The sequence below is a fragment of the Nonomuraea spiralis genome, assembly GCF_014648435.1.
GTDB lineage: Bacteria > Actinomycetota > Actinomycetes > Streptosporangiales > Streptosporangiaceae > Nonomuraea > Nonomuraea spiralis.
In genome coordinates this window covers 33524-50003 of sequence record NZ_BMRC01000017.1, presented here as the reverse complement: position 1 = coordinate 50003, position 16480 = coordinate 33524, and the positions used below count along the sequence as shown (strand labels likewise).

Below are 16480 nucleotides of genomic sequence, written 5' to 3'. Positions count from 1 at the left end.
TTGATCACCTCGTCACAGTGCCGGCCGATTCTGCCAGCGCCGCGTGGACCTCCGCCAGGTCCTGGTGGAGCATCTGCCCATCCCGCTTGACCACACGCCCGCCCACCAGCACTGTTTCCACCGCGCCCGGGTCGGCGTTGAGCACCACCGCGGCGATCGGGTCGTGCGCCGCCGCCATGCCGAGCGTGTCCGTACGCAGCAGCAGCACGTCGGCCTGCTTGCCCGGCCGCAGCGAGCCCACGACGTCGCCCAGCCCGACCACCTCGGCGCCCTCGACGGTGGCCATGCGCAGCACGTCCCGGGTGGTGAAGCCGGCGCCCGCGCCGTCCGGACGGCCGCGCTCCAGCAGGTACGCCGCCCGCATCAGGCTGAACATGTCACCCGGCGCGCAGGTCACCGTGTCGATGCCGAGACCGGTCGGGACGCCCGCCGCCCTGGCCCGTCCGCTGACGGGGTAGCCGATGCCGAGCGTCATCTCGTCGACCGGCGAGACCGACACGCTGCCCCCGCTGCCCGCGATGCGCTTGAACTCCTCGTCGGTGTAGTGGTTGGCGTGCACGAACGTCGTACGGGGGCGCAGCAGCCCGTTCGCCTCCAGGAACGCCAGCCCGCGCGCGGCGCTGTCCGGGCCCTGGCCGCCCATGTGAACGGTGACCGGCAGGTCGAGCTCGCTCGCCAGACGCCACTCCGCCAGGGCGTGCGCCTCGTCCACGATCTCCGGCCCGAGCGCGGCGACGACCATGGTGACCAGGCCGCCGCCCGCGCCGAAGTGCTCGTCGTGCACCCGGCGGCCCTCGCGGACGAGCGCGCCCGGGTCGCCGCCGTGGCAGTAGCCGAGCACGGCCCTGATCCCGGAGTCGCGCAGCGCCCGCACGGTGGCCTCGGTGTGGCCGGGCGAGAGCTGGATGTGGGACCAGTCGAGCAGCGTGGTGACGCCGGTGTCGAGGCATTCCAGCGCGCCGGCCAGGTTGCCCGCGTAGACGTCCTCGGGGCGGTAGGCGGGGGCCAGCTCGTTGAGTATGCGGCGCAGGTAGCCGTCGAAGGTGAGGTCGGCGGCGACCGCCCTGATGCCGGTCTGCCAGGTGTGCCGGTGGGTGTCGACGAACCCGGGCAACACGATCCGGCCGGTGGCGTCGATCACCTCGGCGTCCGGGTCGTCGGGCAGGCCGGGGCCCACCTCGGCGATCAGGCCGTCCTCGACGCGCACGTCCACCTGGCCGAGCACCACGGGCTCCGGCTCGGTGTCGATCACGGTGCCGTTCTTGATCAGGAGAGTTGTCATGGCAAAAAGCTTAACGAGAAGCTTTTTAAAAAGCAATCTGGCGATGGGTATCCTCGATGACGTGAGACCGGACGAGATCGACGCGATGGTGCCCCGCTGGACGGAGTCGGGGTTGTCGTCGTCGCTCATCGCCGGTTTGGAGCTGAGCAAGCGCCTGTCCCGGCTGCACCTGGTCTTCGAGCAGGCGATCAAGGCCGAGCTGACCGAGCTGGGGCTGACCTACGCGGAGTTCGACGTACTGGCCGCGCTCGCCCGTACACCGGCGCCCCACCGGATGAAGCCGAGCGAGCTGACCAAGGCGCTGCTGCTGACCTCCGGGGGCACCAGCAACGTGCTCCAGCGCCTGACGGCGGCGGGCTACGTCGAGCGGGAGGCCAACGCGGGCGACGCGCGCAGCCGCTGGGTGCAGCTCACGGCCGAGGGCCACCGGGTGGCGCTGGCGGCGCTCGACGCCTCGTCACGGGCGCACGAGGAGGTGCTGGCCGGGGTGCCCGAGGCGGACGTCCGGGCGGCGGCCGACGCGCTGCGCGAGGTGCTGGGGCTCGTCGGCCGCCGCCGGTTCCGCTAGCTCGGGCGCAGCGCGTGGCGGCCGGCCCATGAGCTGATCGCCGCCGCGATGGCCTCCGGCTGGTCCTCCGGCGCGTGGTGACCGGCCGGGCCCAGGTGCTCGATCTCCAGGGCCGCGATGTTGCGCGCGCACCAGTCGAGCACCTCACCCTGGATGAGCAGGGTCGGCGAGGAGTCGAAGGTGAGCAGCAGCTTGGGCACGTCGTCGCTGGCCGCCAGCCACTTGTCGTAGCGCTCGACCGCCTCGGCCACGTCGGCCGGGTCGCCGTCGAGCGGGATCGAACGCGCCCACTGCAGCAGCGGCCTGCGGCTCTCCCTGGTCGCGTACGCCTCCAGGTACGGCCGCAACTCCTCCTCGCCGAGCGGGTTCAACACCCCGCCCGTGTACGCCGTCCGCACCAGGAAGTCGTCGTCGAGCACCAGCCGCTCCCCCTCCTCGCTCCTGATCAGCTCGCTGCGGGCGCGCGGCCCCTCGCCCAGCTCGCTCCAGCTCATCGGCCGCACGATGGTCTCGAAGAAGGCCACCCCGCGCACCCGCTCCGGATGCCGCGCCGCCCAGTCGAAGGCCAGCGCGCCACCCCAGTCGTGCCCGACCAGCACCACGTCCTCCAGCCCGAGCCGGTCGAACCAGGCATCCAGGTAGCGGGCATGGTCGGTGAACCGGTAGTCGATGTCGGGCTTCCCCGAACGTCCCATGCCGATCAGGTCGGGAGCCAGCAACCGGCCGGGGCCGCCCACGGCGGGAAGCACGTTGCGCCACAAGTGGGAGGAGTTGGGATTGCCGTGCAGGAAGACGATCGGGGCGCCCTCGCCCCGGTCCTCGTAATGGATGGTCGAGTCCAGCATCGACAACAGGCATGACGGCCTCTTTCGTTCGCCTTACTAACGTTCGTGGCACTAATGAAATTACATCGTTAGTGCGACTAACGCAACGGGGTAGGATCGCCGGCATGAGCCACGACATGACCGACGCCGGCGACCAGGCCGCCCCCGCCCGCCTGCGCGGCCTGCCGAGCCGGTTGCTCGCGCACGTCGCGATGCAGGCCGACCGGCTGGTCAGCGACCGGCTCGCGCGCGCCGACGCGCGCAAGTGGCACTACGCGGTGCTGGTCGCGCTGCGCGAGTCCGGCCCCGCCAGCCAGGCCGAGCTGAGCCGGCGCACCGGCATCTACCGCAGCGACATGGTCGCGCTGCTCAACGAGCTGGCCGAGCGAGACCTCGTCGAGCGCGCGCCCGACCCCGCCGACCGCCGTCGCAACGTGATCTCCATGACCGAACGCGGCCGCGACCGGCTCACCCGGCTCGACGGCCTGGTCGACGCCGTCCAGGACGAGGTGCTGGCGCCCCTGAGCGAGGCCGAGCGCGACCAGCTCGTCGGCCTGCTCGCACGGCTGCGCGATCATCACACCCGACCGTCCCAATAGTGGGCAAAGAACCGTAAAAGCCTAGGCGTGGGAGGTTGCCGACGTACCTCCTGACCAGGGGGGAACGCATGGCAGGGCCGGTCCGGGCACCCTAGCCTGTGGGGGGTTGGGACCGAGCCAGGAGGCGCCACCCCCATGACCGAAATCAGCACCGGGCAGATGGTCAGGCTCCAGCGCGAACGAAGGGGCATGAGCACCACCGCGCTGGCGACCCAGTCCGGCTGCACCACCCGCCACATCGAACTGATCGAACATGGCAAACGCACCCCCTCGCTGCCCCTTCTCCGCGAGATCGCCAAGGTCCTCGGCGTACGGACCGCCGTGCTCCTCGGCGAGACCCCCCGCGACTCCCACGAGCCCAGCAGGCCGCAGATCCGCGACATCGAGCGGGCCCTGTTCGCCTGCCGCACCCGCGAGCCCGACCTCGAACCGCCCGACGCCGGGCAACTGTCGGAACGGGTGGCGGCGGCGCGCAACGCCTGGTTCACCTCGGCCCGGCGGTACTCGATCCTAATGGCCGCGCTGCCCTCGCTGGTCTCCGATGCCGAGAGCCTGGTGGCCGAGCGCACGGCCTCGGCCTACAGCGTGGCGACGGACGCGTACATGCTGGCGAGGGGCGTGCTCAAGCACCTGCAGCGGGTCGATCTCGCCCACCTGGCCGCCGACCGGGCCATGCGGTACGCCGAGGAGTCCGCCGACCCGCTGATGCTCGCCTGGGCCCACTGGAACCTCGGCCAGTCGATGCTCTCCGACGACATGCACCAGATCGCCCACGACGTGGCCAGGCGCGGCATCGAGCTCCTCGAACCCCATGTGGCCGACGGCGACGTACGGCACATCAAGGCGCTCGGCGCGCTGCACCTGCTGGCCGCCATCAGCGCGGCCCGCGGCGGAGACGACGACCAGGCCAGGGAGACCGTACGCGGCACCGCGGCCAAGCTCGCCGACCGCGCGGACGACCACTCAGGCGCCTACGACCTGGCCTTCTTCGGCCCCACCAACGTGGCCATCCACATGGCCAGCATCGAGAACGACACCGGCCGTCCCGAGGACGTACTGCGGCTCGCCGACGACATCGACATCCGCAGGACCCCCTCCATCGAGCGGCGCACCACCCACCTGTGCCACGTCGCCCGCGCCTGCGAGGACCTGGGGGACGACGCCGCGAGCCTGGTCTACCTGCTGCGGATCGAGCGCGAGAGCCCCGAGGAGCTCGACCACAAGCTGCTGCTGCGGGAGATGGTCCGCTCGCTGGTCCGCCGCGCCAGGCCGTCGTGGGCGCCGGAGGTGCGCTTCCTGGCCGAACGCCACAACATCGACGTGTAGGCGAACTCTCAGTTCGCCGATTCCGAACGGGGAGATCTGTCGCCGCGGTTCGTCACTGTGAGCCGCCGGAGTGGCACTGTGCGTCCATGACCAGAACTCCAAGTGCCGACGTCGTCATGGAACGCCTGCTGGAGGAGGCGGTCCGGGAGTTCCCCGGCTGGGCGTTCAGCCGGGGACGATCGGGCTGGACCGCCGTGTCCGGCGACGTCCGGCTCACCGGCCGGAGCCTGGCCGCGCTGCGCGCCCGCCTGCGCGTCCGGCCCCTCGACCGGTCACCGGCGCAGCCGGGCCGCTGAGGGACGGCAACCCGCCGTCCTCAGCGGTCAGAGCTTGGGCAGGAAGCCCACGCGGTCGCGGACCTCGGCCATCGTCCGCCGGGCCACGGCAGCGGCGCGCTCGGCGCCGACGGCCAGCAGGCGGTCGAGCTCGGCCTCGTCGGCCAGCAGCTTCTCCGTGCGCTCCCGGATCGGCGTGAACGCCTCCACGACCGCCTCGGCCACGTCCTTCTTGAACGTGCCGTAGCCCTGGCCCTCGTAACGGGCGACCAGGTCGGGGATGGGAGTGCCGGTCAGCGCCGACTGGATGCGCAGCAGGTTGGAGATGCCCGGCTTGTTCTCCTCGTCGAACAGGACCTCGGAGCCCGTGTCGGTCACCGCGCGCATGACCTTCTTGCGCAGCGGCCCCGGCTGCTCCAGCACGTCGAGGATGCCCGCCGGACTGGAGGACGACTTCGACATCTTCGCCGTCGGGTCCTGGAGGTCGGTGATCTTCTCGACCTCCTTGAGGATGTACGGGTCGGGCAGCGTGAAGGTGTCGCCGAAGCGGTGGTTGAAGCGCTGGCCCAGGTCGCGGGTGAGCTCCAGGTGCTGCTTCTGGTCGGCCCCGACCGGCACGGCGTTGGCCTGGTAGAGCAGGATGTCCGCGGCCTGGAGGATCGGGTACGTGAACAGCCCGACGCTGGCCGCGCTCTCGCCGAACTTGGCCGACTTGTCCTTGAACTGCGTCATCCGGGCGGCCTCGCCCATGCCCGTGAGGCAGATCAGGATCCAGGCGAGCTCGGTGTGCTCGCGCACGTGCGACTGCACGAAGACGGTCGAGCGCTCGGCGTCGAGCCCGGCGGCGAAGAGCTGCGCGGCGGCCACCCGGCTGCGCCTGCGCAGGGCGGCGGGCTCGGTCGGCACGGTGATCGCGTGAAGATCGACCACGCAGTAGAAGGCGTCGTGGGTCTCCTGCATGGTGACCCACTGACGGACCGCACCCAGGTAGTTGCCCAGGTGGAAGGAGTCCGCGGTGGGCTGGATGCCGGAGAGAACACGAGGTCTGGCCATAGCAGGCAATTGTGTCAGGAATCCTGGTCGGGCGGCGACTCGGCGACCCCCCGGCGTTTCACCCTCACCCGCGCGATCCGGCGCCCGTCCAGCTCGGTGATCGTGAGCTCGAAGCCGGGGATCTCCACCCGCTCGCCGGCGCCCGGAACGTGGCCCAGCATGGCCATCACGAACCCGGCCAGCGTCTCGTAGGGGCCGTCCGGCAGGCGTACGCCGGTCTCGGCGGCGAAGTCGTTGAGGTTGGTCAGGCCGTCGATCTCGATCTCGCCGGCGGGCAGGACGACGACGTCCTCCTCGACGTCGTACTCGTCCCTGATGTCGCCGATCAGCTCCTCGACCAGGTCCTCCATGGTGACGATGCCGGCGGTGCCGCCGTACTCGTCGACCACGATGGCCAGGTGCTGGCCCTCGGCGCGCATCTCGTTCAGGGTGGTCAGCAGGCGCTTGGAGGCGGGCACGAACTTGGCCGGCCGGATCGGCACGACCGCGCTGATGGGCTCGGTACGCCCGATCAACTCGGGATCGAGCAGGTCGCGTACGTGGACGAAACCGGTGATCTCATCGTATGACTCGCGGTACACGGGGAAGCGGGAGTGCGGGAGCGCGGCGGCCAGGCTCGCGGCCTCGGCCAGCGGCGTCTCGGCGTCCATGAACTCGACCTCGGTGCGGGGCAGCATGACCTCGCGGAGCTGGCGCTTGCCGGCGGCGAACACCTCGGCGATGAGCTTGCGCTCGTCGGCGGTCAGCTCGGCGTGCCCGACGACCATGTCCCGCAGTTCCTCGGTGGTGACCTCCTCGCGGTCGGCCTCCGGGTTGCCGCCGAGCAGCCGGACCACCAGGTCGGTCGACTTCGACAACATCCAGATGATCGGGCGCGACAGGGCGGCGATCCGGTCCAGGAAGGGGGCGACGAACAGCGACAGGCCCTCCGACCGCTGCAGGGCCAGCCGCTTGGGGGCCAGCTCGCCGAGCACCAGCGAGACGTACGAGATGGCCAGCGTCACCAGCACGAGCGCGAGCACGGGCGCGACGGAGTGGGGCACTCCCCAGCGTTCGAGCAGCGGGACGAGCTCCATGCCCAGCCGGTCGGCGCCGAAGGCGGCCGAGAGCATCGTGGCGACGGTCACGCCGATCTGCACGGCCGACAGGAAGCGGTTGGGGTCGCGGGCGAGCTTGGCCACCCGCTCGCCCCTGCGGCCGCGCCCTTCGAGCTTGCGGACCTGGCTCTCCCGCAGCGAGACCATCGCCATCTCGGCGCCGGCGAAGAACCCGCCGACCAGGATGAAGAGCAGGACCAGGGCGATGTTCGCCCCGAGGGTGTCAAACATGGTGGTTGGCAGCGTACTCGGCGGGTTTCCCGCGTATGCTGAACGGCAAGCCGTACAAAATCAAACATATGTAAACAGGAGTACACATGAGGCTGTTGGTCACCGGAGGCGCCGGGTACGTCGGCAGCGTCGTCGCGGCGCAGCTCATCGAGGCCGGGCACGAGGTGACCGTGCTCGACGACCTGTCCACGGGCCACGAGGACGCGGTGCCCGAGGGCGCGCGGTTCGTCCGCGAGTCGATCACGCGGGCCCACGACGCGCTCGACGGCATGGACGCCGTGCTGCACTTCGCGGCCAAGTCGCTGGTCGGCGAGTCGGTGCAGAAGCCGGGCCTCTACTGGGCCCACAACCTGGGCGGCACCCTGGCCCTGCTCGACGCCATGCGCGACAAGGGTGTGCGCCGGATCGTCTTCTCCTCCACGGCGGCCACGTACGGCGAGCCCGAGCGCTCCCCGATCGAGGAGGACGACCCGACGCGCCCGACCAACCCCTACGGCGCCTCCAAGCTGGCCGTGGACACCGCCCTCAGCGCCTACGCGGGCGTGCGCGGGCTCGGCGCGGTCAGCCTGCGCTACTTCAACGTGGCCGGCGCCTACGGCCGCTTCCGCGAGCGGCACGCCGTCGAGACCCACCTCATCCCCAACGTGCTCAAGGTCGCCACCGGCGAGCGCGACTCGGTGAGCGTGTTCGGCACCGACTACCCCACCCAGGACGGCACCTGCGTGCGCGACTACGTGCACGTCGGCGACCTGGCGCGGGCACACCTGCTGGCCCTGGAGGCGATCGCCGAGGGCGAGCACAAGGTCTACAACCTGGGCAGCGGGGCCGGGTTCAGCGTGCAGGAGGTGATCTCGGTCTGCCGCGAGGTCACCGGCCACGAGATCCCGGTCGTCGTCGGGGAGCGGCGGGCCGGCGATCCGGCCGTCCTGGTGGCCTCCTCCACCCGGATCCAGCGGGACCTCGGCTGGAAGGCCGAGCGGGCGGAACTGCGGGACATCGTCTCGGACGCGTGGACGGCACTTTCCGGGAATGCCTAATGCGGACGGCGATTATGTGCTGTGATACCGAAATGTGAGGAGCTTTTCACCAAGGGTCACGAAGCTGGTCTTGGGTGCCCTCATCCTGCTGGGCAGCCTCACGGCGGCGGCCGGGGTGATCTTCGCCACCTCCCAGCCCGCGCCGGCCGCCCAGCCCTCTCCCCCGTGCCCAGGGGTGGACAAACAGTAAATGCAGAACGGGCTGCTCACCATCGCGATCCCGCTCTGGGTGGCCGGCCGTACGTCGGCGCCCACCTGGATGGTCGCGGCGCTCGCCATGGTCAACACCGTCACCGTCACGCTGTTGCAGGTGCGGCTCAGCCGCGGCACCGACGACGCGCTGGGCGCGGCCCGCGCCCAGCGCCGCTCGGGCGTGTTCCTGCTGCTGGCGTGCGTGCTGCTGGCCCTGGCCGCCGGGCAGCCGGTCTGGGTGGCGGTGGTCGCGCTGCTCGGCGGTGCGCTGCTGCACGTCTTCGGTGAGCTGCTCCAGGCCGCCGGTTCGTGGGGGCTGTCGTACGAGCCGGCCCCGCAGCACGCCATCGGCCAGTACCAGGGCCTGTACGGGATGGGCCAGCAGGTGGCCAACATCGTCGTGCCCGCCGTCATGACCATGGTCATCGTCGGCTGGGGGCTGCCGGGCTGGTTGTTGTTCGGCGTGCTGTTCCTGGCGGCCGGGCTCGCCGTGCCGCCGGTGACCCGCTGGGCCGAGCGCACCCGCGTCGCCGTACGCCCGCTCGGCACGGCCGGCGCGCGCCCCCGCTGAGCCGGGGACGCGCGTCCGGACCCGCGGTCAGATCAGGCCGAGCTCGCGCACCGCGTCGCGCTCCTCGGCCAGCTCGCCCACGCTGGCGTCGATGCGCTCGCGGGAGAAGGCGTCGATCTCCAGGCCCTGGATGATCTCGTACCGGCCGTCGACGGAACGCACCGGGAAGGAGGAGATGAGCCCCTCGGGCACGCCGTACGAGCCGTCGGAGACGACGGCGGCCGAGGTCCAGTCGGTGCCGTTGACCCAGTCGTGGACGTGGTCGATCGCGGCGTTGGCGGCCGAGGCGGCCGAGGAGGCGCCACGGGCCTCGATGATGGCGGCGCCGCGCTTGGCGACCGTCGGGATGAACGTCTCGCGCAGCCACTCGCCGTCGACCTGGTCGGCCGCGACCTTGCCGCCGACCTCGGCGTGGAACAGGTCGGGGTACTGGGTGGCGGAGTGGTTGCCCCAGATCGTCATCTTCTTGATCTCGGTGACCGGGACCTGGAGCTTGGCGGCGAGCTGGGACAGCGCGCGGTTGTGGTCGAGGCGGGTCATCGCGGTGAAACGCTCGGCCGGGACGTCGGGCGCGTTCTGCTGGGCGATGAGCGCGTTGGTGTTGGCCGGGTTGCCCACGACCAGGACCCGGATGTCGTCGGCGGCGTGCTCGTTGATCGCCTTGCCTTGGGGGCCGAAGATGCCGCCGTTGGCGCCGAGCAGGTCGCCGCGCTCCATGCCGGCCTTGCGCGGCATGGCGCCGACCAGCAGGGCGACGTTGGCGCCGGAGAAGGCGACATTGGCGTCGTCGGTGATCTCGATGCCGGACAGCAGCGGGAACGCGCAGTCGTCGAGCTCCATGGCGGTGCCCTCGGCCGCCTTCACCGCCTGCGGGATCTCCAGCAGGCTCAGCTTGACCGGGACGTCAGCGCCGAGCAGCTGTCCCGACGCGATGCGGAACAGCAGTGCGTAGCCGATCTGACCGGCGGCCCCGGTGACGGTTACCTTGACGGGCGTGGCCATGGCCTTCCCCTAACTCGCGGGATGAATTCGTTGGACTTTCGGATGTTACCGCTCGTCATCCGCAGGGCTCCATCGCGGGCACCTTCAGCTCGGGCTCGAAGTCGACCCTGGCGAAGTGCCTGGTCAGGAGCTGCTTGATGGCGCCCTTGCGGTAGAGGTCGCCGATGACGCCCTTGACCGCCGTGCAGGTCTTGGCGTCGCCGTTCCTGATGCCGACCGCGTACCGCTCGTTGTTCAGCTTGGCGCCGAGGATCTTGTAGCGCATGTTCTCCCGGCTGGCGAACCCGGCCAGGATCAGGTCGTCGCCGGGCACCGCGTCCACCTTGCCCTGCCTGAGCAGGTCCATGCAGATGGCGTAGTTTCCGGCCATCACCGGCTCCACCTTCACCTTGTCCTGCACCGCGCCGACCGACGGGGAGTCGGGCGCGCAGATCTTGCGGCCCTTCAGGTCCTCCAGGGAGTCGATGTCCGTGCCCGCGCGGACCAGCACGTCGTTGTGGGCCACGTAGTACGGGCCGGCGAACTCGACCTCGCTCTTGTCCACCGAGTACGTGGCGACCACCAGATCGACCCTGCCGTCGGCCAGCGCGCCGGCCCGGTCGTCCCGGCTGACCCGGGTGAACGAGGTCTCCTCGGCCCCGAGCGCGGCGGCCAGGAGCTTGGCCACCTCGATGTCGAAGCCGGCGAACTCGTCGCCGTTCTGCAGGCCGACGCCCGGCAGGTCGCCCTTCACGCCGATCACGATCTTCCCGGTCTGGGCGACCTTGTCGATCACCGAGGCGAACGTGGCGGGCCGCGGCGACTTCCTGTCCGTCGGGGTCGGCACGACCTCACTCTTGAACGCCAGCGGCGACCAGCCGTTCGACATCGCCGCGAGGCCGGCGATCACCAGCATGACGAGCGCGGCGGCCAGCGCGAGCCACACCTTGAGCCGCCGCCGGCCGGACGGCACGGGCTCCCCGGCGGCCGGCGGCACCGGCCCCTGCTCCGGCGGGAGCGTGTCCAGCCGCCCGGGGCCGGGCGGCACGGTCACCGGGGCGCTCTGCTGCCCGGTCGTGCGCTCCTGCCCCGTCTGCTGCCCCGTCTGCTGTCCCGTCACCCGCTCCTGGCCCGGGGCCGTGGCGGACGGCGGGCGGCCGGGATGACCGGTGTGGGCAGTGTTGGCGGTCTGGCCGGTGTGGCCGGTGTGGCCGGGCTGCGTGGCGGGCCGGTCGGTGATGGACGTGGCCGACACCCGGGTGAACGGCGTGGTGTCGTCGCCGGCCACCTGCACGCCCCTGGTGAGCATCGCCGTCGAGGCCCCGGCGGCCGTGCCGGTCTGCCCGAGCAGGCGCAGCAGGAGCTGGTCGGCCGAGGGCCGGTCGGCGGGCGACTTGGCCAGCGCCGAGCGCACCACGCTGCGCAGCGGCTCGTGCATCACCTCGACGTCGACCTCGTGGTTCAGGATGCGGTTGAGCACCACCGCGATCGACTTGCCCTCGAAGGCCGCCTTCCCGGTGGCCGCGAAGGCCATGGTGGCCCCCCAGGCGAACACGTCCGTGAAGGGCCCGATGTCGTCGCCGGCGATCTGCTCGGGCGCCATGTAGGCGGGCGTGCCGATCGCGCGGCTGGTGATCGTGCCGGTCGAGTCGATGATGCGGGCGATGCCGAAGTCGACCACGCGCGGCCCGTCGGCGGCGATGAGCACGTTGTCGGGCTTGAAGTCCCGGTGGACGATCGAGGCGTGGTGGATGGCGGTGAGCGCGGTGGCCGTGCCGATCGCCAGCCGGTCGAGCACGGTGCCGCTGAGCGGCCCGTCGGTCTCGACGATGTCGCGCAGCGCCCGCCCGTCGATGTACTCGCTCGCGATGTACGGCGTGTCGCCGTCGAGGTCGGCCTCCATCACCCGGGCGGTGCAGAAGGAGGCCACCCGCTGCGCCGCCTTCAACTCCCTGGCGAAACGTGACCTGGCGATCGTGTCCCCACTGAACTTCACGTGCAGGAGCTTGATCGCGGCCCGTTCCCCCTGCTCGTTGACGCCCAGGTAGACGATCCCCTGGCCACCTTCCCCGACCCGTCCGGACAGCCGGAACGATCCCAGCAGCGCTGGATCGCCCGCCACCAGCGGCGAGATCTGCGGCATTCGTCTATCCCCACGTTCACTGAACCCCAACCCCGCAAACTTTACGACGTTCAGCAACTTCTCAGGGATCCGTTAACCGTTCGTGACTCACCGGTTTTCCCGCAGACCTCGCCCACGGCGGCTCGCGGACACGTCAGTAGGGCAGGCTCCACGTGGTGAAGGACTTGCGCAGGTACGGGTTCTTGAACTTCGGGTACGCGACCGTGCTGACGTCGCCGTCAGAGGTGTACCGCATGTCCGGGTTGTTCTTGAGCCAGTCGAGCCACGCCTCCGAGCAGAACTGGGCGCAGTCGCCCTTCTTCTCCATGACCCGGATGCGCGGGATGCCGCCCGGGTCGAACGCCTTGCTGAACGGCGACGGCGCCGGCGTGTACCCGGCCAGGAACGCGCCGGCGTGGTTGTAGAGCTTGCCGTGCAGCGCCCACTCCTTCTTGGTCGGCTGGTTGCCGTACGGCAGGGCGATGGAGTTCGGCTTGACCTTGGTCAGATCGTCGATCTGCTTGGCGATGCCGCCGATCTGGTCCTCGACCTCCTTCTCCGAACGTCCGCGCAGGTTGACGTGGTCGCGGGTGTGGTTGCCGATGTCGAAGCCGTTGTCCTTGAGCCAGCCCAGCGTCTGGGCCTGCTCCTCGCGCACGGTCTTGCCGAACATGTCGCGGGTGACGTAGAAGGTGGCGGCCGGGCGGAAGCCCGGGTGCTTGGCGGCCACCTCGCGCAGGATCGCCACGGCCGTGTCCGGCTGCGGGACGCCCATCTCGTTCAGGGTGAGCTGCGAGGGCGAGGAGTCGTCGAAGGTCAGGACCACGGGATGCTTGCCCGCCGGGATGTTGATCTTCCCGGTGACCATCTCCGAGGCGCTGATCGGGACGTAGTTGTCCCTGACCAGGCGTTCGAGGTCGGCGCGGAACTGCTGGGGCGTCCTGTCGTCGGTGGTGGCCGGGTTCTTGATGACCCGGTGGAACATCAGCACCGGGATCTGGCCCAGTTCGTTCGCCTTGACCTTGCGGGCCAGCGCGATCTTGGCCGTCTTGCTCTGCTTCAGCTTGGCCGCGGCCTCGGCCTTGCTGTCGGTGATCTTGGCGGTGTCGGGCGGCGAGTCGCACCCGGTCAGGACGACGGCGGCCGCGAGCAGCCCCGCTCCTGTCAAAATACCCAGTCGCATCCGAACCCCCCGAGACGCGTACGACTGTTACAGGTTGGGCCTTACCCAGGTGATCAACTGCGCCACGCCGCGACCTCGTCAAAGAAGCGTCAGGGAATACGAAAAGGGGCGTCCAGGAGGGCGCGCGGGAGCCGGTCGCGGTCAGCGCCGGCCGAGGCCCAAGCGGCGGGCGACCCGCGCCATCAGCTGCGACATCCTGGACGGGAACGCGCCGGGCTCCGGAACCGTGACCGGACGCACCCGGCCGTTGTGGATCGCGCCGATCCTCCAGCCCTCGCCGGTGCGCACCACGACGACGGTCTGCCGCGACAGCCGCCGCTTGGGCAGCACGGACCGCCAGGGCATCAGGACGGAGCCCGTGCCGTGCACGACCGCCACGTCGGGGGTGAGGTAGCGGACCGACTCCAGGTCGCCGACCAGCGCCGAACCGGCCAGGACGCCACGGAAGAGCTGGTCGTGGTTGTGCTGGTGCTCGCGGCGGCCACGGGCGACGGTGCCGTCGTAGGAGACGTAGTCGGAGTCGTCGGTGAACAGCGCGCCGAACGCCTGGGCGTCTCCCGCCGTCCAGGTCGCGAGGAGGTCGGCGAAGAGCTGCTCGATCTGGGCGGTGTCGGCGGGCAGGGTGGCCGTACGCATGGGGGTGCCTCCGGAGGTGATATCGTCGTTTCGACTTACGAAAAGTACGATATCAGAAAGATTCGAATGTCGAAACGTTCCGTCATGGGAGAGATCGCCACGGAGCTCCGGCAGTTGCAGCAGAGCTTCGACGCCTTCGACGAGGCCGCCGCCGCCCGGCTCCGCCTCAACCGCACCGACCTGCGCTGCCTCGACGTGGTCCTGGCCTCGGGCCCGGTCGCCGCGGGCGGACTCAGCCTCGCGCTGAAGCTCAGCCCGGCGGCCGTCACCACCGTCATCGACCGGCTGGAACGCGCCGGGATGGTGGCCCGCTCGCCCGACCCGGACAACCGCCGCCGTGTCCTGGTCGCCGCCACCGACGCCGCCCGCGCGGCCGAGGCCGAGATCTTCGTGCCCGTCGGCCAGGCGGGCGCGCGGGCGCTCCAGGAGTACGAGCCGGACCAACTGGCCGTCATTCTCGACTTCCTCCGTACGGCCCGCAGGGTTCAGGAGGAGCAGGCGGCCCGCGTCAGAGCCATGGACTGATCATCACCGAAACATGACACAGGATGTCGGCTTTCCGGCCGAGCATGGTCCCACCGGCCGGCGCGGACCGGCACGTACGAACGACAAGGATCTCCATGCGCGAAACCCCGGAAGAGCTCGACGAGCTCCAGGCCCTGCTCGACGCCTCGCTCTCCCGCTCCACCTCGCACCTGCGCTCGATCGTCGCGGCGAACACCATGGACGCGCGGCGGCTCACCCGGATCCTGACGGGCATGTGCACGCTGGCCCTGTCCACCGTGACGGCGAAGGGCGAGCCGCGGATCAGCGGCGCGGACGGCCACTTCCTGCACGGGACGTGGTTGTTCGGCACGGCGCGCGGGGCCGCCAAGGCCCGCCACCTCGCCGCGCGTCCCGCCGCCAGCGTCGCGCACATGCGCGGGGAGGACCTCGGCGTGTTCACGCACGGCAGGGTGGAGATCCTCAACCCCGAGCGGGGCGAGCCGGCCGCCGACTGGCCGGACCTGCTCGCCTACTTCAAGGACTTCTACGGCGCGGACGCCTTCGACTGGGACCGCGACGTGGTCTACTACCGGCTGCGCCCGCACTGGATGACCGTCTACGCCCCCGATCCCGCCAAGCTCGGGGTGTGAGGCCCCGAACGGCCGCTACAGGTAGAGCCGCAGCAGGTCCTCCTCGCTCTCGCGGCGGACGATGACCCGGGCCTCGCCGTCCCGCACCGCCACGACCGGGGGCCGCGGCACGTGGTTGTAGTTGCCGGCCATCGAGCGCTGGTAGGCGCCCGACACCGGTACGGCGAGCAGGTCGCCCGGCCGGACGTCCTCGGGCAGCGCGAGGTCCCTGACCAGCACGTCGCCGCTCTCGCAGTGCTTGCCGACCACGGTGTACACACCGGCCGGGGCGTCGGAGGCGCGGTTGGCCAGCGAGGCGGTGTAGGCGGCGCCGTACATGCCGGGGCGGGGGTTGTCGCTCATGCCGCCGTTCACGCTGACGTACCGGCCCTTGATCGTGCCGATCTCGTAGAGGGCCACCGTGGACGGTCCCGCGATGGACCTGCCCGGCTCGACGGCCAGGCGCAGGCCCGCCGTCTCCTTCCTGAGCACCGCGAGCAGTTCGGCGGGCGTCGGCGGGGTGGGGTCGTCCGGCGTGTAGCCGATGCCGAGCCCGCCGCCCAGGTCGAGCCGCGTCACGCCGGTCTCGGCGGCGAAGTCGGCCATCCTGGCGGCGGCGGTGCCGAAGGCGTCCAGCTCGAAGATCTGCGAGCCGATGTGGGAGTGCAGGCCGTACAGCTCCAGCGAGGGCTCGGCGGTCACCCGCGTCACCGCGAGCGCGGCGGCGCCGGCGCTCAGCGAGAAGCCGAACTTGGAGTCCTCGCCGCCGGTGGCGATGAAGGCGTGGGTGTGCGGGTCGACGCCGGGCGTCACCCTGATCATCACCCGCTGCCGTACGCCCAGGGAGGCGGCGATCCCGGCGAGCCTGGCGATCTCGGTGAAGGAGTCGACGACCACGCAGCCGATGCCCCACGCGACGGCCCGGCGCAGCTCGTCGGCGGACTTGTTGTTGCCGTGGAAGACGACCCGCTCGGGCGGCATCCCACCGGCCATGGCCACGGCGAGCTCACCGCCCGTGCAGACGTCGAGGGACAGGCCCAGCCGGTCGAGCCAGCGCACCACCTCGGGACAGAGGAACGCCTTGCCCCCGTAGTGCACGTCGCCGTCGGGCAGCGCGTCCAGCCACGACCTGGCGCGGGCGGTGAAGTCGGCCTCGTCCAGCACGTACGTGGGCGTGCCGTGCACCCGGGCCAGTTCGACCGCGCCGACACCGCCGAGATGCAGCTCCCCGTCGTGCCAGGCGGCGGTCCGGGGCCAGATGTCCAAGCTCATGAGGCGCGAGCGTAAGCAACCACGACGCCTGGCAGGGTCGAGCATCGAAGGATTCGAGGCTGAGGGTCGCATGCCTTCACGAGGCTTGGTGGCGCCTGACTGCCTGGCCACGATGA

At 70.9% G+C, this 16480-nt stretch carries 17 protein-coding genes; 8 read left to right on the top strand and 9 right to left on the bottom strand.

Features of this window, described 5'->3' with window-relative positions; genetic code table 11:
- Window positions 1-4: 4 nt before the first annotated feature.
- On the bottom strand, window positions 5-1282 hold the full coding sequence (locus IEZ27_RS34265) for an amidohydrolase family protein (protein ID WP_189651045.1): 1278 nt from the start codon (window positions 1280-1282) through the stop codon (window positions 5-7).
- Between the two features lie 61 nt (window positions 1283-1343).
- Here IEZ27_RS34265 and IEZ27_RS34260 point away from each other — a divergent pair, with 61 nt between their 5' ends.
- Complete coding sequence (locus IEZ27_RS34260; protein ID WP_189651044.1) at window positions 1344-1850, top strand: MarR family winged helix-turn-helix transcriptional regulator; 507 nt, start codon at window positions 1344-1346, stop codon at window positions 1848-1850.
- Here IEZ27_RS34260 and IEZ27_RS34255 read toward each other — a convergent pair.
- Complete coding sequence (locus IEZ27_RS34255; RefSeq protein WP_189651043.1) at window positions 1847-2695, bottom strand: haloalkane dehalogenase; 849 nt, start codon at window positions 2693-2695, stop codon at window positions 1847-1849. The genes IEZ27_RS34260 and IEZ27_RS34255 overlap by 4 nt on opposite strands.
- A gap of 104 nt (window positions 2696-2799) precedes the next feature.
- On the opposite strand from IEZ27_RS34255, the gene IEZ27_RS34250 reads away from it, so the two are divergent.
- The 3 genes from IEZ27_RS34250 (at window position 2800) to IEZ27_RS34240 (ending at window position 4895) form a co-directional block, all read left to right on the top strand.
- Entirely contained in the window at window positions 2800-3273 is a 474-nt protein-coding gene (locus tag IEZ27_RS34250) for a MarR family winged helix-turn-helix transcriptional regulator (protein ID WP_189651042.1), read from the top strand.
- Window positions 3274-3408: 135 nt separating this feature from the next.
- Complete coding sequence (locus tag IEZ27_RS34245; RefSeq protein WP_189651041.1) at window positions 3409-4599, top strand: helix-turn-helix domain-containing protein; 1191 nt, start codon at window positions 3409-3411, stop codon at window positions 4597-4599.
- 86 nt (window positions 4600-4685) lie between these two features.
- Complete coding sequence (locus IEZ27_RS34240) at window positions 4686-4895, top strand: hypothetical protein (protein WP_189651040.1); 210 nt, start codon at window positions 4686-4688, stop codon at window positions 4893-4895.
- Window positions 4896-4922: 27 nt separating this feature from the next.
- Here IEZ27_RS34240 and trpS read toward each other — a convergent pair whose 3' ends face one another.
- On the bottom strand, window positions 4923-5927 hold the full coding sequence (gene trpS, locus IEZ27_RS34235) for a tryptophan--tRNA ligase (protein WP_189651039.1): 1005 nt from the start codon (window positions 5925-5927) through the stop codon (window positions 4923-4925).
- Window positions 5928-5941: 14 nt separating this feature from the next.
- Window positions 5942-7255 carry a hemolysin family protein gene (locus tag IEZ27_RS34230; protein WP_189651038.1) on the bottom strand — a complete coding sequence of 438 codons (1314 nt, stop codon included), beginning with the start codon at window positions 7253-7255 and terminating at the stop codon, window positions 5942-5944.
- An 86-nt stretch (window positions 7256-7341) separates the two neighbouring features.
- Here IEZ27_RS34230 and galE point away from each other — a divergent pair, with 86 nt between their 5' ends.
- Both galE and IEZ27_RS34220 read left to right on the top strand, forming a co-directional pair.
- Complete coding sequence (gene galE / locus IEZ27_RS34225; RefSeq protein ID WP_189651037.1) at window positions 7342-8292, top strand: UDP-glucose 4-epimerase GalE; 951 nt, start codon at window positions 7342-7344, stop codon at window positions 8290-8292.
- A 190-nt stretch (window positions 8293-8482) separates the two neighbouring features.
- Window positions 8483-9055: an MFS transporter gene (locus IEZ27_RS34220; protein WP_189651036.1), complete on the top strand. Its 573-nt coding sequence runs from the start codon at window positions 8483-8485 to the stop codon at window positions 9053-9055.
- 27 nt (window positions 9056-9082) lie between these two features.
- On the opposite strand, the gene IEZ27_RS34215 is transcribed toward IEZ27_RS34220, so the two are convergent.
- From IEZ27_RS34215 to IEZ27_RS34200, 4 genes are all read right to left on the bottom strand, one after another.
- Window positions 9083-10057: a malate dehydrogenase gene (locus tag IEZ27_RS34215; RefSeq protein WP_125644414.1), complete on the bottom strand. Its 975-nt coding sequence runs from the start codon at window positions 10055-10057 to the stop codon at window positions 9083-9085.
- 55 nt (window positions 10058-10112) lie between these two features.
- Complete coding sequence (locus IEZ27_RS34210) at window positions 10113-12179, bottom strand: protein kinase domain-containing protein (protein WP_189651035.1); 2067 nt, start codon at window positions 12177-12179, stop codon at window positions 10113-10115.
- Window positions 12180-12312: 133 nt separating this feature from the next.
- Window positions 12313-13341, bottom strand: a complete 1029-nt coding sequence (locus IEZ27_RS34205) for a polysaccharide deacetylase family protein (protein ID WP_189651034.1) — start codon at window positions 13339-13341, stop codon at window positions 12313-12315.
- 141 nt (window positions 13342-13482) lie between these two features.
- A complete protein-coding gene (locus tag IEZ27_RS34200; protein ID WP_189651033.1) occupies window positions 13483-13977 on the bottom strand; it encodes an SgcJ/EcaC family oxidoreductase in 495 nt (164 codons plus the stop codon).
- A gap of 66 nt (window positions 13978-14043) precedes the next feature.
- Here IEZ27_RS34200 and IEZ27_RS34195 point away from each other — a divergent pair, with 66 nt between their 5' ends.
- Together IEZ27_RS34195 and IEZ27_RS34190 are read left to right on the top strand one after the other, a co-directional pair.
- Window positions 14044-14502 carry a MarR family winged helix-turn-helix transcriptional regulator gene (locus tag IEZ27_RS34195; protein WP_189651032.1) on the top strand — a complete coding sequence of 153 codons (459 nt, stop codon included), beginning with the start codon at window positions 14044-14046 and terminating at the stop codon, window positions 14500-14502.
- Window positions 14503-14597: 95 nt separating this feature from the next.
- Window positions 14598-15113 (top strand): pyridoxamine 5'-phosphate oxidase family protein, encoded by a 516-nt coding sequence (locus tag IEZ27_RS34190; RefSeq protein WP_189651031.1) that lies wholly within the window; start codon window positions 14598-14600, stop codon window positions 15111-15113.
- 15 nt (window positions 15114-15128) lie between these two features.
- Here the strand turns inward: IEZ27_RS34190 and lysA are convergent, their stop codons facing one another.
- Window positions 15129-16364, bottom strand: coding sequence for a diaminopimelate decarboxylase (gene lysA / locus IEZ27_RS34185; protein WP_229824598.1), 1236 nt, complete (start codon window positions 16362-16364; stop codon window positions 15129-15131).
- Window positions 16365-16480: the final 116 nt, after the last annotated feature.

Excerpts from the sequence above, each read along its gene's own strand:
- IEZ27_RS34250 (WP_189651042.1), top strand. The coding sequence starts at position 2,800 with ATGAGCCACGACATGACCGACGCCGGCGACCAGGCCGCCCCCGCCCGC.
- IEZ27_RS34210 (WP_189651035.1), bottom strand. The coding sequence starts at position 12,179 with ATGCCGCAGATCTCGCCGCTGGTGGCGGGCGATCCAGCGCTGCTGGGA.
- IEZ27_RS34245 (WP_189651041.1), top strand. The coding sequence starts at position 3,409 with ATGACCGAAATCAGCACCGGGCAGATGGTCAGGCTCCAGCGCGAACGA.
- IEZ27_RS34255 (WP_189651043.1), bottom strand. The coding sequence starts at position 2,695 with ATGCTGGACTCGACCATCCATTACGAGGACCGGGGCGAGGGCGCCCCG.
- IEZ27_RS34215 (WP_125644414.1), bottom strand. The coding sequence starts at position 10,057 with ATGGCCACGCCCGTCAAGGTAACCGTCACCGGGGCCGCCGGTCAGATC.
- IEZ27_RS34190 (WP_189651031.1), top strand. The coding sequence starts at position 14,598 with ATGCGCGAAACCCCGGAAGAGCTCGACGAGCTCCAGGCCCTGCTCGAC.
- IEZ27_RS34230 (WP_189651038.1), bottom strand. The coding sequence starts at position 7,255 with ATGTTTGACACCCTCGGGGCGAACATCGCCCTGGTCCTGCTCTTCATC.
- IEZ27_RS34240 (WP_189651040.1), top strand. The coding sequence starts at position 4,686 with ATGACCAGAACTCCAAGTGCCGACGTCGTCATGGAACGCCTGCTGGAG.
- IEZ27_RS34220 (WP_189651036.1), top strand. The coding sequence starts at position 8,483 with ATGCAGAACGGGCTGCTCACCATCGCGATCCCGCTCTGGGTGGCCGGC.
- IEZ27_RS34205 (WP_189651034.1), bottom strand. The coding sequence starts at position 13,341 with ATGCGACTGGGTATTTTGACAGGAGCGGGGCTGCTCGCGGCCGCCGTC.
- IEZ27_RS34195 (WP_189651032.1), top strand. The coding sequence starts at position 14,044 with ATGTCGAAACGTTCCGTCATGGGAGAGATCGCCACGGAGCTCCGGCAG.
- trpS (WP_189651039.1), bottom strand. The coding sequence starts at position 5,927 with ATGGCCAGACCTCGTGTTCTCTCCGGCATCCAGCCCACCGCGGACTCC.
- IEZ27_RS34200 (WP_189651033.1), bottom strand. The coding sequence starts at position 13,977 with ATGCGTACGGCCACCCTGCCCGCCGACACCGCCCAGATCGAGCAGCTC.
- galE (WP_189651037.1), top strand. The coding sequence starts at position 7,342 with ATGAGGCTGTTGGTCACCGGAGGCGCCGGGTACGTCGGCAGCGTCGTC.
- IEZ27_RS34265 (WP_189651045.1), bottom strand. The coding sequence starts at position 1,282 with ATGACAACTCTCCTGATCAAGAACGGCACCGTGATCGACACCGAGCCG.
- lysA (WP_229824598.1), bottom strand. The coding sequence starts at position 16,364 with ATGAGCTTGGACATCTGGCCCCGGACCGCCGCCTGGCACGACGGGGAG.